This window comes from Amycolatopsis sp. NPDC088138 (assembly GCF_044741685.1).
In the GTDB taxonomy this organism is placed as follows: Bacteria; Actinomycetota; Actinomycetes; order Mycobacteriales; family Pseudonocardiaceae; genus Amycolatopsis.
On the sequence record NZ_JBIUTB010000002.1, the window covers coordinates 740727 to 753795 of the forward strand.

Annotated in this window: 13 protein-coding genes; 12 read left to right on the top strand and 1 reads right to left on the bottom strand. The window is 72.4% G+C overall.

The window, feature by feature from the left end:
• The first annotated feature begins 33 nt into the window (after positions 1-33).
• From ACIOD2_RS10980 to ACIOD2_RS10990, 3 genes are read left to right on the top strand one after another with little or no spacing between them, the layout of a single operon-like run.
• Entirely contained in the window at positions 34-1233 is a 1200-nt protein-coding gene (locus ACIOD2_RS10980) for a cytochrome P450 (protein WP_400536601.1), read from the top strand.
• Positions 1234-1268: 35 nt separating this feature from the next.
• A complete protein-coding gene (locus ACIOD2_RS10985) occupies positions 1269-2312 on the top strand; it encodes a methyltransferase (RefSeq protein ID WP_400536602.1) in 1044 nt (347 codons plus the stop codon).
• Between the two features lie 3 nt (positions 2313-2315).
• The gene (locus ACIOD2_RS10990; protein ID WP_400536603.1) at positions 2316-2684 is read left to right on the top strand and encodes a SchA/CurD-like domain-containing protein; all 369 of its coding nucleotides are present in this window, start codon (positions 2316-2318) and stop codon (positions 2682-2684) included.
• Between the two features lie 63 nt (positions 2685-2747).
• Here ACIOD2_RS10990 and ACIOD2_RS10995 read toward each other — a convergent pair whose 3' ends face one another.
• The gene (locus tag ACIOD2_RS10995; protein WP_400536604.1) at positions 2748-3755 is read right to left on the bottom strand and encodes a methyltransferase; all 1008 of its coding nucleotides are present in this window, start codon (positions 3753-3755) and stop codon (positions 2748-2750) included.
• 235 nt (positions 3756-3990) lie between these two features.
• On the opposite strand from ACIOD2_RS10995, the gene ACIOD2_RS11000 reads away from it, so the two are divergent.
• The 9 genes from ACIOD2_RS11000 (at position 3991) to ACIOD2_RS11040 (ending at position 13069) form a co-directional block, all read left to right on the top strand.
• Positions 3991-4695: an SDR family NAD(P)-dependent oxidoreductase gene (locus ACIOD2_RS11000; RefSeq protein ID WP_400536605.1), complete on the top strand. Its 705-nt coding sequence runs from the start codon at positions 3991-3993 to the stop codon at positions 4693-4695.
• A 4-nt stretch (positions 4696-4699) separates the two neighbouring features.
• On the top strand, positions 4700-5941 hold the full coding sequence (locus tag ACIOD2_RS11005; protein ID WP_400536606.1) for an FAD-dependent oxidoreductase: 1242 nt from the start codon (positions 4700-4702) through the stop codon (positions 5939-5941).
• 10 nt (positions 5942-5951) lie between these two features.
• Positions 5952-6809: an LLM class flavin-dependent oxidoreductase gene (locus ACIOD2_RS11010; RefSeq protein ID WP_400536607.1), complete on the top strand. Its 858-nt coding sequence runs from the start codon at positions 5952-5954 to the stop codon at positions 6807-6809.
• A 35-nt stretch (positions 6810-6844) separates the two neighbouring features.
• Positions 6845-8467 carry an FAD-dependent monooxygenase gene (locus ACIOD2_RS11015; protein ID WP_400536608.1) on the top strand — a complete coding sequence of 541 codons (1623 nt, stop codon included), beginning with the start codon at positions 6845-6847 and terminating at the stop codon, positions 8465-8467.
• Between the two features lie 65 nt (positions 8468-8532).
• Positions 8533-9990 carry a peptide MFS transporter gene (locus tag ACIOD2_RS11020; protein WP_400536609.1) on the top strand — a complete coding sequence of 486 codons (1458 nt, stop codon included), beginning with the start codon at positions 8533-8535 and terminating at the stop codon, positions 9988-9990.
• Positions 9991-10005: 15 nt separating this feature from the next.
• The gene (locus ACIOD2_RS11025; protein WP_400536610.1) at positions 10006-10386 is read left to right on the top strand and encodes a TcmI family type II polyketide cyclase; all 381 of its coding nucleotides are present in this window, start codon (positions 10006-10008) and stop codon (positions 10384-10386) included.
• Between the two features lie 3 nt (positions 10387-10389).
• Positions 10390-11274: an NAD(P)-dependent oxidoreductase gene (locus ACIOD2_RS11030; protein WP_400536611.1), complete on the top strand. Its 885-nt coding sequence runs from the start codon at positions 10390-10392 to the stop codon at positions 11272-11274.
• A complete protein-coding gene (locus ACIOD2_RS11035; RefSeq protein ID WP_400536612.1) occupies positions 11271-11723 on the top strand; it encodes a DUF1772 domain-containing protein in 453 nt (150 codons plus the stop codon). Before ACIOD2_RS11030 ends, ACIOD2_RS11035 begins: the two co-directional genes overlap by 4 nt.
• 95 nt (positions 11724-11818) lie before the next feature.
• Positions 11819-13069: a ketosynthase chain-length factor gene (locus tag ACIOD2_RS11040; protein WP_400536613.1), complete on the top strand. Its 1251-nt coding sequence runs from the start codon at positions 11819-11821 to the stop codon at positions 13067-13069.

Sequence of the window (13069 nt, forward strand, 5' to 3'; positions counted from 1 at the left end):
GGTTCCGGGCACGGTGAGAAGCAAGGGGTTTTGATGACAGGCAAAGAAGAACTGCTCCGCTTCCCGTTCGTCGCGCAACACCCGCTCCGGCCGCCGGAGGAGTACGCGCTCCTGCGTGCCGAACGGCCGGTCGCCCGGGTCGCGCTGGCCAACGGGCACACCGTCTGGCTGGTGACCCAGCACGCCGACGTGCGCCGGGTGCTGGCCGACCCGCGGTTCAGCCGGGAGGCCATCACCCGGCCCGGCGCCCCGCGGCTGCTGCCCGTGGCCGCCGGGTCCAAGTCGATCTTCGTGATGGACCCGCCGGAGCACACGCGGCTGCGGAAGCTGGTCAGCCGGGTGTTCACCACCCGCCAGCTGGAGAACCTGCGGCCCCGGGTGGCGCAGCTGGCCGAGGAGATGGTCGGCCGGATGCGCGACGAAGGACCGGGGGCCGACCTCGTCGCGCACCTCGCGCAGCCGCTGCCCATCACGGTCATCTGCGAGATGCTCGGTGTCCCGCAGGAGGACCACGACCTGTTCCGCGGCTGGACCGACGTGATGCTGAGCGTCAGCGCGTCTTCGATGGACGAAGTGCGCGACGCCGCCGGGAAGCTTCGCCAGTACCTGAACGACCTGATCGAGGCGAAGCAGAAGAACCCGGCCGACGACCTGCTCACGGTGCTCGTCACCGCGCGGGACGAGGGTGACTCGCTGAGCACCGAAGAACTGCTGGCGTTCGGCGAAACCATGCTGATGGCCGGCTACCACGCGACGACGTCGGAGATCGCGCACGGCGTGCTCACGCTGACCGAGCAGCCCGGCGCCGTCGGGAAGCTCGCCGACGACCGGGCCGGGCTGCCGGCCGCCGTCGACGAGCTGCTGCGCTACTCGCAGGCCGGCGGCGGGGTCGGGCCGATCCGGATCGCGCTGGAGGACATGGAGATCGGCGGGGTCGCCATCGCGGCGGGTGACGCCGTGCTGCCGTGCATCAACTCGGCGAACCGGGACGAGACCGTGTTCACCGCCGCCGACGAGCTCGACCTGGGCCGCGAGGTCAACCCGCACCTCGCCTTCGGCCACGGGATCCACCACTGCCTCGGCGCGCACCTCGGCCGGGTCGAGCTCACCGTCGCGCTCGACCGGATGCTCGAGCTGCTCGGCGAGTTCCGCGTCGCCGTACCGCAGGCCGAACTCGAATGGAAAGCGAACCGCGCGTTCACCCGGCCGGAGATCCTGCCGCTCGCGTGGTGACCACGCACGTTGCCAAGGGGAAGGACCGTTTCACGATGACGACCACCACCGAAAAGAGCACCGTTCCGGGGGCGCTCAGCGCCCGGCCGCTGATCGAGCTGGGCACGTCCTTCTGGGCGGCGAAGACCCTGCTGACGGCCGTCGAGATCGGGCTGTTCACCGAACTCGGCGCCGGCGAGGCGACCGAGGCGCGGCTGCGGGAGCGACTGGACCTGCACCCCCGCTCGTCGAAGGACTTCCTCGACGCGCTCGTCGCCCTCGGCGTGCTGGAGCGTGACGGCGACCGCTACCGCAACACGGCCGAGACGGCCTACTTCCTCGACGAGAACGAGGAAACCTACCTCGGCGGCTGGATGCGGCAGGCCAGCAAGCACCTGTTCCGGGCCTGGGGCGGGCTGACCGAGAGCCTCCGCTCCGGGAAGCCGTACATCGGCTGGGACACCCAGGACTACTTCGAGCGCCTGTACGAGGACATGGACGAGCGGCGCAGCTTCATCGCGGCGATGGACGCGTGGACCACGCACATCGGCGCCGAGCTGGCCGCCGGTCTGGACTGGAGCAAGTACCGGACGTTCGTCGACGTCGGGGGCGCGCGCGGCAACATGTCCGCGTCGCTGGTGAAGGCCCAGCCGCACCTGAGCGGCACCGTGTTCGACCGGCCGGAGCTGGCCGAGCTGTTCGAGGAGCACATGGGGCGCAAGGGCACCGGCGACCGCGTCGGGTTCGTCGTCGGCGACTTCTTCACCGAGCCGCTGCCCTCGGCGGACGTCCTGGTGTTCGGGCACATCCTGCACGACTGGGACGACGAGCAGCGCGCCGAGCTGGTGCGCCGCGCCCACGAGGCGGTCAACCCGGGCGGGGTCGTGGTGATCTACGACCGGATGATCGACGACGAGCGCCGGGTCAACGCCGTCGGCCTGCTTGGCTGCCTGAACCTGCTCGTGGTGACGCCGGGCGGGTCGGAGTACACCGTCGCCGACTGCCGCCGGTACGCGGCCGACGCCGGGTTCGCGTCGACGTCGACGATCCCGCTGTTCGACGGCCTGGAGACCGCCGTCGTCGCCCGGAAGGCGCGGTGAGCCATGCCGTACGCGGCCATCACCTACGACATCAAGGGCGGGCACGAGGACGACGTCGCCGAGGTCTTCAGCGGCTTCCAGCGGCCGAAGTCGAACCTCGTGCCGGGCGGTGACGGTGCGCAGGCCGGCCGGATCCTCGCCACGGCCGTCTTCATCCGGGACGCCACGCTCGTGCGGTTCATCGAGTACGAAGGCGACCTGGACGCCGTCGCGCGGTTCATGGCCGGGCAACCGGGCGTGCGCGAGGTCGAGCGCAAACTGGCGCCGTACCTGAACAACCCGCGGGACACGAGCACCGAAGAGGGCTTCCTGCGGACGTTCCGGGCCAGCCTGCTGCGGTCGGTCACGCAGTTCGCCGTTCCGCGCAGCTGAGTCGTACCAACGGAAACGGGCTGGGATCCGCGGATCCCAGCCCGTTCTTCGTCTGCAAGAGACTCACGGCTTGCGGCAGACCACCAGCGTGTCGTAGTCGCCCAGCGGCCGTTCGGTGAACGACGTGAAGCCGGCTTCGGCGGCGTGCTCGCGGACCTCGCTCGCCGGGTACTCCGAACCGCCGTCGCTGACCAGCAGCATGTCCAGGCTGATCACCAGGTTCTCGACGTGGTTCGGTTCCTCGTCGAGCATCCGGTCGTAGACGACCAGCGCGCCGCCGGGGTTGACCGCCTCGCACGCCTTGTGCACCAGGAACTTCCGCTGGTCACGGTCGAAGTCGTGCAGGACGTGCCCGACGACGACCAGGTCGGCCGGCGGGATCGGGTCGTGGAAGAAGTTGCCGCCGTGGAAGGTGACCCGGTCGCTCAGGCCGAGGTTCGCCATGTGCTCGGTGAAGAACGGCGCCATCTGCGGCAGGTCGAAGACGTTGCCGGCCAGGCCGGGGTTCGCCGCGACGATCTGGGCCGCCATGTTGCCGCGGCAGCCGCCGACGTCGGTCAGCGTCCTGCTCCCGGACCAGTCGAACGCCTCGACGAGCTGCGGGCCGAGCACCTGGGTCAGCGCGTCCATCATCCGGATGAACTGGCCGAGCACCTGCGGGTTCTGGATCACCTGCTCGAAGTCGCCCACCGCCTGCGGCTTGCCGGTGCGCAGCGCCTCGGTCAGCAGGCCCCAGGCCGGGTACAGGTTGTTGTTGGCACGGTGCAGGAACCCGCCGACGTAACCGGGGGTGTCGCGGACCAGGTACTGGTCGGCGCCGGCCGCGTTGCGGTACTGCTCGCCCTCCTTCTCCAGCAGCCCGAGGGCGGCCAGCAGGTGCAGGAAGTCGCTCAGGCCGCGGCCGTGCAGGTTCAGCCGCCGCCGGAGCTCGTCCTCGGTCGCCGGTCCCGGGTGCAGGACGGTGAACAGGTCGAGCTCCACCGCCGTGAGCAGCGCCTTGGCGTCGCAGAAGGCGTTGCAGAGCCTGATGATCCCTGCGGGGGTGTGCACATCCGGTGCGGTACTCGTCATGCGCTGGACGTCCTTTCTCGGGTTCGGGCGGCCACGAGCCTCGCCCGGTTCGGGGTGATCACGCTTTCACCGCGGGGTGGGGCGGGGCTCAAGCCCGGCTGGCGCGAGGGGTTCTCGATCCCGGCCCCAGCACGGGCTCAGCGGGTGCGGACAGCATCGGCGTCGTCCGAACACGGCCGGCGAGCGAGAAGGGTGGCGTCCGGTGGAACAAGGGCTTCGCGGTAAACGGGTACTGGTGACCGGTGGTACCAAGGGGATCGGGCTCGCCACGGCGCTCGCGTTCGCGGACGCCGGGGCCCGGGTCCTCGCCTGCCACCACAGCGCGGACGAGGCGGCGGAGAGTCTCACCCGGGAGCTGAAGGACCGCGGCGAGCAGCACCTCGTGGTGCGCGCCGACGTGACCAGCCGGCCGGACGTCGAACGCCTGGCGGGGGTCGTGCGCGACACCTGGGGCGGCCTGGACGTCCTGGTGAACAACGTCGGCGTCGACGGCGGGGTGCCGTTCGCCGAGATCGGCGACGCCGAGTGGGAACGGCTGCTCGCGCACAACGTCACCTCGGCCTACCTCGTGACGCAAGGGGTCCTCGGTGCACTGACCGACGGCGCTTCCGTGGTCAACGTCGGTTCGTCGGTCGCGCTGCGCGGGCGGGTCAACGGCGTGCACTACACCGCGTCGAAGGCGGCGATCATCGGGTTCACCCGCGGGCTGTGCAAGGAGCTCGGCCCGCGCGGGATCCGCGTCAACACCGTCGCACCCGGCCTGACCGAGACGGAACCGGGCGCCGGGTTGCCGCCGCACGCGGTCGAACGCATCGTCGGGATGACCGCGCTGGGCCGGATCTGCCAGCCGGAGGACGTCGCCGGGGCCGTGCTGTTCCTGGCCGGGGACACGTCGCGCTACATCAGCGGTGTCACGCTGAACGTCGACGGCGGGGTCTGAGCCGATGACCACTTCACGGCGAGGGTTGCGCGTGGTCGTCATCGGCGGCGGGGTCGGCGGGCTGTGCCTCGCGCAGGGGCTCCGGAAGGCCGGGCTCGGCGTCTCGGTGTACGAACGCGACGAGTCGGTGCGCGGCCGCAACCAGGGTTACCGCCTGCACATCAGCCCGGAGGGTGAACGCGCGCTGCGCGAGTGCCTGCCCGAGCGGGCGCAGGCGCTGCTGACCGCGACCGCGAACAGCCGTTACGGCTACGGCATGGCCATCTACGACGAGCACCTGACCGCCCAGCCCGGCCCGGAGATCACCGACCCGCGGGCGGGCGCGGCCGACAAGGTCGACGCCGTCGACCGGGTCACCCTGCGCCGGGTGCTGCTCGCCGGCCTCGACGACGCCGTCCACTTCGGAAAGCGCTTCACCCGGCACGAGCAGCGTCCCGACGGGACGGTCGTCGCCCACTTCACCGACGGGACCACCGCCACCGGTGACGTCCTGATCGCCGCGGACGGCGGCAACTCGGTGCTGCGCCGGGCGGTCGGCGTCCAGGCCGAACCGCGTGACCTCGGCGTCCGGACGATCTTCGGCCGGATCCCGCTCGTCCCCGAGCTGCGGCGCGAGCTGCCGGAGGTGCTGCAGGACCGGTTCACCTGGGTGATCGGCTCGGACGGGCCCAAGCTCGGGCTGATGCCGATGGCCTTCCGGACCCGTCCGGCCGAGGCGGCCGGGAAACTGTGGCCCGGCCTCGACCTCCCGGACAGCGACGACTACTTCATGTCGGTCTTCTCCATGCACCGCACCGAAACCGGGCTGCCCGACGAGGAGTTCCTCGCCATGGAGGGCGAGCGGCTGTGGCGGTTCGTGCAGGACCGCACGACCGGCTGGCACCCGGCGCTGCGCACCGTGCTGCGGTACGCCGACGTCGCCGAGACGTTCCCGGTGGCCGTGCGGGCGACCGCGCCGATCGAGCTGTGGGAGCCGGGTGCCGTCATCCCGATCGGGGACGCGGTGCACGCGATGCCGCCCTCGGGCGGGGTCGGCGCGAACACGGCGGTGCGTGACGCGGCCACGCTGACCCGCGCGCTGCTGGCCGCGGACCGCGGCGAGTGCTCGATCGCCGAGGCGTCGAAGCGGTACCAGGCCGAGATGTTCGAGTACGCCACGGAAGCGACCGCGACGTCGCTGCAGGTGGCGAAGTGGTCGCTCAAGCGGATCGACTTCGACGAGTCGGTGCTGGCCGGGAAACCTTAGGAGGACTGAGATGGACATCGGAGTGGGACTGCCGAACACCGTGCCCGGCACGGGCGGCCGGCAGCTGACGGACTTCGCGATCCGCGCGGAGGAGCTCGGGTTCAGCACGCTCGCCGTGCTCGACCGGCTCGTCTACGACAGCTACGACGCCGTGGTGACGCTCGCCGCGGCCGCCGCGGTGACCACGCGCATCACCCTGGCGCCGACCATCCTGCTGGCGCCCTACTGGCCGAGCTCCGCGCTGCTGGCCAAGCAGCTGGCGAGCGTCGACCGGATCGCCGAGGGGCGGCTGGTGGTCGGGTTCGCGGCGGGCGGGCGTGAGGACGACTTCGTCGCCACCGGCGTCGACTTCCACACCCGCGGCCGCTGGCTGGACACCCTGCTCGGCGAGCTGCGGCAGGTGTGGGCGGGCGAAGGGCCCGTCCCGGGCATCGGCCCGAAGCCCGCCAACGGCGAGGTCCGGCTGTGGGGCGGCGGCAATTCGGCGGCGTCGATCCCGCGCGCCGCGGCCCACGGCATCGGCTGGGTCTCCGGCGGCGGCCCGGTGCACCGGTACCCGCAGCAGGCCGACACCGTCCGCGCGGCCTGGGCGGCCGCGGGCCGCACGGACACCCCGAAGCTGGGCGCGCTCACGTACGTCGCGCTCGGCGAGGAGCGCAAGGCCGCGGCCGGGACGTACCTGCGTGACTACTACTCCTACATGGGCGCGAAGGCCGAGGCGCTCGCGTCCGGCGTCATCGCCGACGAGACCACCCTGCGCGCGACCGTCGACAGCTACGCCGAGGCGGGCTGTGACGAGCTGTTGCTGTTCCCCTGCACCGACGACGCCGAGCAGCTGGATCTGCTGGCCAAGGTGTGCTTCGCCTGAGCACGGTTCGAGGAAGATCGAGGAAGGAAGACCGCATGGCTGAAATCAGGGTGCCGGTGCTCGTGGTGGGCGCCGGCCCGGTCGGTGTCTCGACCGCGCTCTTCCTCGGCCGGCACGGCGTCCGGTCGCTGCTCGTGGAACAGCGGGCGAGCACGTCGACGCTGCCCCGCGCCCCCGGGCTGCAGGCGCGCACGATGGAGCTGTTCCGCGCGGCGGGGGTGCACAACGAGATCCGCGCGCTCGAGGTGGGGGACTCGCACCCGTACTTCGAGGGCGGGATCCTGCAGACCCGGACGTTCGCCGAGATCGACGACGCCGTCGTGCTCGAAGCGCCGTCGCTCGACGGCCCGACCGTGAGCCCCGAGCGGGTGATGGGCTGCGGCCAGGACCGGTACGAGCGCGTGCTGGCCGGGCTGGCCCGCGACTCGGGCGCCGAGCTGCGGTTCGGCACCCGGCTCACGTCGTTCACCAGCGACGACGACGGCGTCACCGCGACGATCCGGGACCTCGCCTCGGGCGAGGAGACGACCGTCCGCGCGGACTACCTCGTCGGCGCCGACGGCGCGGGCAGCCGCACCCGGCAGGCACTGGGCCTGGAGCGGACGGGCATCGGCACCGTCTTCAACGCGCTGAGCATCTACTTCCGTGCGCCCGAACTCACGACCGTGCTCAAGGACCGCAAGTTCATCCTGTGTTACGCCACCGCGGCGCCCGGGACGCTGATGGGCCTGTCCCGGCTGCACGGCGCCGACCCGTGGCTGGCCGCGCCGCTGTACTACCCGGAGAAGGGCGAGACGCCCGACGACTACCCGGACGAGCGCTGCGTCGAGATCATCCGGACGGCCGCCGGGAAGTCCGACATGGCCGTCGAGATCGTCGCGAAGGTGCCGTGGCAGGGTGCGCAGCTGGTGGCCGAGACGTTCCGGCAGGGGCGCGTCTTCCTCGCCGGCGACGCGGCGCACGTGCACCCACCCGCCGGTGGTTTCGGGGCCAACACGGGGATCCACGACGCCCACAACCTCGCCTGGAAGCTCGCCGCGGTGCTGGCCGGCCGGGCCGGCGACGCGCTGCTGGACACCTACGACGCGGAACGGCGGGGCGTCGGCGGCGCGATGGCGCGGCAGGCGATGGTCCGCAACCGCATCCGCCACGGGTACGCCGACGAGGAGACGGTGGCGTCCATGGTGGACGACATCATCATCACCCTGGGCTACCGGTACCAGTCGGACGCCATCACCGGCGGCCGCGAGGACGCGCCGGTGCTGACGCCGAACCTGGAGCTCACCGGCGAGCCGGGCACCCGCGCCCCGCACCTGTGGCTGCGGCGCGACGGTGATCGGCTGTCCACAATAGACCTGTTCTGGGACGACTTCGTGCTGCTGACCGGCTCGCGGAACAGCGGCTGGTGCGAAGCGGCCGAGCGGGTCGCGAAGCAGCTTTCCATTCCGGTGCGGGCTTTTGTGGTCGGTGACGGGGGTGACCTGGTGCCGGAGGACCGGGCGTGGGCGGAGACCTATGGCGTGTCCGAGGACGGCGCGGTGCTGGTCCGGCCGGATGCCTTCGTGGCTTGGCGGTCGGCTGGGCGGGCCGGTGACCAGGACGGCTCGCTGGCGGCGGCGCTGACTCGGGCTAGCGGGCTCGGGGGCGGAACCCGATGAGCGCGGGGGAAGTACGCCCGGCGTCGATCGGTGAAGCCGTTCAGGACACCGTGTCCCTGCGTCGGATGCCCCGCTGGTTCGGCACCCTGTTCGTCACCGACACGCTGGAACGCTTCGGGTTCTACGGCATGCAGGCGACTCTGGTTCTCTACGCCTCCGCGCCGACCGCGCGGGGTGGGCTCGGCCTGGCCACCGGGGACGCCGCGGCGTTGTTCGGTGCCTGGATCAGCGTGATGTTCCTGCTGTCGCTGCCCGGTGGCTGGCTCGGTGACCGGGTGCTCGGCCAGCGGCGGGCGCTGCTGGCCGGCTGCCTGGTCAGCGCGCTCGGGTACCTGTGCCTGGCCGTCCCGGCCGGCTGGGGTACTGCGCTCGGGCTGGTCGCGCTCGCCGTCGGCGGTGGGCTGTTCAAGCCCAACCACCAGGCGATGATCAACCTGATGTTCGGCGGCCGCCGCGGCCGTGAGTCGGGGATTTCGCTGATGTACGTCGGCGTCCAGGTCTCCGCGCTGGCCGCTCCGCTGCTGACCGGGTACCTCGGTGAACGGGTCAGCTGGAACCTCGGGTTCGCCGTCTGCTCGGTCTCGGTGCTGCTCACGGCCGTGCTGCTGACCGCGGCGGCCGGGCAGTTCCGCGGGGTGGGCGGCCAAGCCGGCCGTCCGCTGACGGCGGTTGAGCGCGCCGCCGCGATCCGCCGGATCGGGACCGTACTGGCGGTGCTCGCCGCGCTGGTGCTCGTGCTGGGGCTGCTCGGTGTGCTCAGCGCGACGGTGGCGATCGTGGCCGCCGGCGTGCTCAGCGTGGTTCTTCCGGTGGTGGGTTACGTGGTGCTGTACCGGAACCCGGCGCTGGACACCGGCGACCGCCGCCGCCTCAAGGGGTACCTGGCGGTGCTGCTCGGGGCCACGCTGTTCTGGATGATCATCGCGCACGCGGCGTCGCTGCTGAACCTGTTCGCCCGGGACCACACCGATCTCACCGTGGCCGGGTTCGTGGTGCCGGCGAGCTGGCTGCAGGCCGCGACGCCGGTGTTCATCCTCGTGCTCGCGCCGCTGGTCGCGGCCGTGATGCCGCGCTGGAACGGGCGTTACCAGCTGGCCGCGAAGTTCGCCGTCGGGCTGCTCCTGGTCGGCGGCGGGTTCCTCGTGATGGCGCTGGCCGCGGCGAACACCGCGGACGGCACCCGGATCTCCCCGCTGTGGCTGGTCGCGGTCTACCTGATGCACGCCTGCGGCGAGGTCGTCGTCGTGGCGGTCACCGTCTCGGCCGCGGCCGAGGTGCTGCCCAGGCAGTTCATGGGCCGGGTCCTGGGCATGCTCTGGCTGTTCGCCGCCCTCGGCGGCGGCCTGGGCAGCGGGCTGGTGCGGTTGAGCGAAGTCGTCCCGGAACCGGCCTACTACGCCGGGCTCGGCGGCGCCGCGATGCTGGCCGGCGTGGGTTTCCTGGTGTGCCGCCGCGGCCTGACCCGGGCGCTGGCCGCCGACAGCGAACCCGCGTCGAGCCGTGAGCCGTTGTCCACCACCTGAGAAAAGGAGTCCGCCATGCCGTTCGCCGCGATCACCTACCGCGTCAAACCCGGGCACGACGACGAGATAGCCGAGATCTTCGCGCGGTTCCAGCGCGTCGACACACCGGATCTGTCCGGTGTGGACGGTGAACAGGCCGGCCGCCTGCTCGGCACGGCCGTGTTCGTCAAGGACGACGTCATGGTCCGCGTCATCCACTACGAGGGCGACTTCGCCGCGGTCGGCCGGCACATGGCCCGGCAGCGCGGGGTCCACGTGATCGAGGAGAAGCTCGCCCCCTACCTGGCGCAGGAGCGGGACACCGCCAGCCCGGAGGGGTTCGCCCGGTACTTCCGGGACGCGACCATGCGCTGCGTCTCGCAGCTGTCCGTCGACACCCACCCGGCGAGGAGCTGACCCGTGCCCGCACCTTCGATCGCGCTGATCGGGCTCGGGGCGATGGGCTCCGGGATGGCCCGCGCCCTGCTCGCCGGGGGTTTCGCCGTCACCGTCCACAACCGCACCGCCGCGAAGGCGGATCCGGTGCGGGACGCGGGCGGGACCGTCGCGTCCTCGGCCGCCGAGGCCGCGCGCGCGGCCACCACGGTGGTGCTCAGCCTGGCCGACGAGGCCGCGGTCGAGCAGATCGTGTTCGGCGAGCTCGCCGGGAAGTGGCGGCCCGGGACGGTGGTGGTGGACACCTCGACCGTCTCGCCCGCCTTCTCCCGGGAAACCACCCGACGATTGGCCGAACAGGGCGTCCGCCGGGTGGAGGCCTGCGTGATGGGTAACCCGGAGATGGCCGCCGCCGGCCGCCTGCGCGTGCTCACCGCGGGCGAGGAGTCCGATGTGGACGCCGTGCGCGACGTGCTCGCGGCCCTCGGCCAGGACGTCCGCCACCTCGGCCCCACGGGCAACGCGAGTGTGCTCAAGCTCGCGTTCAACCTGCTGCTGGGGGTGCAGACCGCCGGGCTCGCCGAGGCGATCGCCTTCGTCGAGGCGATGGGCATGGAGCGTGACCTGCTGCTCGACGCGTTCGACAGCAGCGGCTGGCGCTCGCCCGTGCTCGCGTTCCGCGCGGACTTCATGCGCCGGCGCGAATACCGGCCCGCCGCGTTCCGGACCACCTTGATGCACAAGGACCTCCGCTTCGCCGCCCGCGAGGCGGGCGAACGCGGGGTGGAGCTGCCGCTGGTCGACTGCGCGTCGGACCGGTTCGCCGCGGGGATCGACGCCGGCCGCGGGGACGACGACGCGGCTTCGGTCGTCGAGCTGTCCCAGAGGAGCCGGACGGGCGTGCCGTGACCGTGCACGCGCTGCTCGGCGCGGCGGCCCTGGTCGGCAGCGGGGTCGTCGCCGGGGTGCTGTTCGCGGTGGCGCTGAGCGTGGTGCCCGCGCTGCGGGCGATGCCCGCGGACCGGTACGTCTACACGCACCAGCTGCTCGGCCGCCGGTGGGACCCGACGATGCCGGTGATCGTGCTGTCCTCGACCGTGGCCGACGTCGTCCTCGCCGTGCTCGGCGGGGACGACGCCGCCCTGTTCGCGACGGCCGCGGTGCTGCTGCTGGCCGTTTCCGTGGTCTCGCACTTCTGCAACGTGCCGATCAACCGCGTGGTCAAGGCGCAGGATCCGGCCGCCCTGCCCGCGGACTGGCGCGATCCGCGGCCGCTGTGGCGGCGCTGGCACCTGGCGCGCACCACGCTGGCGCTGGCGGCCGTCGTCGTCAACGCGGTGGCCGTCGTGTCGCGGTGAGCGGAACCGGTGGTCCAGCGGGGCTCGAGGTGATCCTCAGGCACCGCCGACAGCCTTGATCGCGGTGGGAACCCGCCCCGAACCTGGAGAGTGCGATGAGTACGGCGGATGTGAGCGATCGCCCGGTGGTGACCGGCCTTGGTGTCGTCGCCCCGACGGGCATCGGCGCGGAGGCGCACTGGCGCGCGGTGCTGGCCGGGAAGTCCGGCATCAGCGGGATCGACCGGTTCGACCCGGCCCCCTACCCGGTCCGCCTCGCCGGCCAGGTGCCCGGCTTCGCCGCCGGGGAACGGGTTCCCGGACGGATCATCCCGCAGACCGACCACTGGACCCACCTCGGGCTGGCCGCGGCCGAAGCCGCGCTGGCCGACGCCGGGGTCGACCCGGCCTCGGTGCCCGAATACGAGATGGCCGTCGTGACGTCGAGCTCGTCCGGCGGCACGGAGTTCGGGCAGCACGAGATGGAACGGCTGTACCTCAACGGCCCGTCCTGGGTCGGGGCCTACCAGTCGATCGCGTGGTTCTACGCCGCCACCACCGGGCAGATCTCGATCCGCCACGGCATGCGCGGCCCGTGCGGTGTGGTGTGCGCCGAGCAGGCCGGCGGCCTGGATGCGCTCGGCCAGGCCCGGCGGCTGACCCGGGCCGGTTCACGGCTCGTCGTCAGCGGCGGCACGGACGCGTCACTCTGCCCCTACGGCCTGGTCGCCCAGCTCTCGACCGGCGATCTGTCCACAGTGGACGACGTGACCCGGGCGTACGTCCCGTTCGACGCCGAAGCGTCCGGTTACCTCCCCGGCGAAGGCGGCGCCATCCTGATCGTCGAGAGCGCGGAAAGCGCTCTCGAGCGGGGCGCCGGTGACGGTTACGGCGTCATCGCCGGGTACGCCGCCGGGTTCGATCCGCCGCCGGGGTCCGCGCGCCCGCCCGCGCTGCGCCGCACCATCGAGAAAGCGCTCGCCGACGCGCGACTGGCACCGTCCGATGTGGACGTCGTGTTCGCGGACGCCGCGGGCGTGCCGGCCCGGGACCGGAGCGAAGCCGACGCGCTCGCCGAGGTGTTCGGCCCGCGCGGGGTGCCGGTGACCGCGCCGAAAACGCTGACGGGACGGCTTTACGGCGGCGGGGCGGCCCTGGACGTCGCCACCGCACTGCTGGCCCTGCGCGACGGCGTCGTCCCGCACACCGTCGGCCCGTCCCGCCCGGCGCCCGGCTGCGCCGTCGACCTGGTGCTCGGCCAGCCGCGCGACCTGCCGTTGCGCACCGCACTCGTCGTCGCCCGCGGGCACGGGGGTTTCACCTCCGCGCTCGTGCTGCGGCGGCCCGCGCGGACCGACGTCCGCTGA

What these genes read in the sequence shown, in the direction of transcription:
- ACIOD2_RS11020 (WP_400536609.1), top strand. Translation starts at nt 8,533, where the DNA reads ATGCCCCGCTGGTTCGGCACCCTGTTCGTCACCGACACGCTGGAACGC.
- ACIOD2_RS11015 (WP_400536608.1), top strand. Translation starts at nt 6,845, where the DNA reads ATGGCTGAAATCAGGGTGCCGGTGCTCGTGGTGGGCGCCGGCCCGGTC.
- ACIOD2_RS10985 (WP_400536602.1), top strand. Translation starts at nt 1,269, where the DNA reads ATGACGACCACCACCGAAAAGAGCACCGTTCCGGGGGCGCTCAGCGCC.
- ACIOD2_RS10990 (WP_400536603.1), top strand. Translation starts at nt 2,316, where the DNA reads ATGCCGTACGCGGCCATCACCTACGACATCAAGGGCGGGCACGAGGAC.
- ACIOD2_RS10980 (WP_400536601.1), top strand. Translation starts at nt 34, where the DNA reads ATGACAGGCAAAGAAGAACTGCTCCGCTTCCCGTTCGTCGCGCAACAC.
- ACIOD2_RS10995 (WP_400536604.1), bottom strand. Translation starts at nt 3,755, where the DNA reads ATGACGAGTACCGCACCGGATGTGCACACCCCCGCAGGGATCATCAGG.
- ACIOD2_RS11040 (WP_400536613.1), top strand. Translation starts at nt 11,819, where the DNA reads ATGAGTACGGCGGATGTGAGCGATCGCCCGGTGGTGACCGGCCTTGGT.
- ACIOD2_RS11025 (WP_400536610.1), top strand. Translation starts at nt 10,006, where the DNA reads ATGCCGTTCGCCGCGATCACCTACCGCGTCAAACCCGGGCACGACGAC.
- ACIOD2_RS11005 (WP_400536606.1), top strand. Translation starts at nt 4,700, where the DNA reads ATGACCACTTCACGGCGAGGGTTGCGCGTGGTCGTCATCGGCGGCGGG.
- ACIOD2_RS11010 (WP_400536607.1), top strand. Translation starts at nt 5,952, where the DNA reads ATGGACATCGGAGTGGGACTGCCGAACACCGTGCCCGGCACGGGCGGC.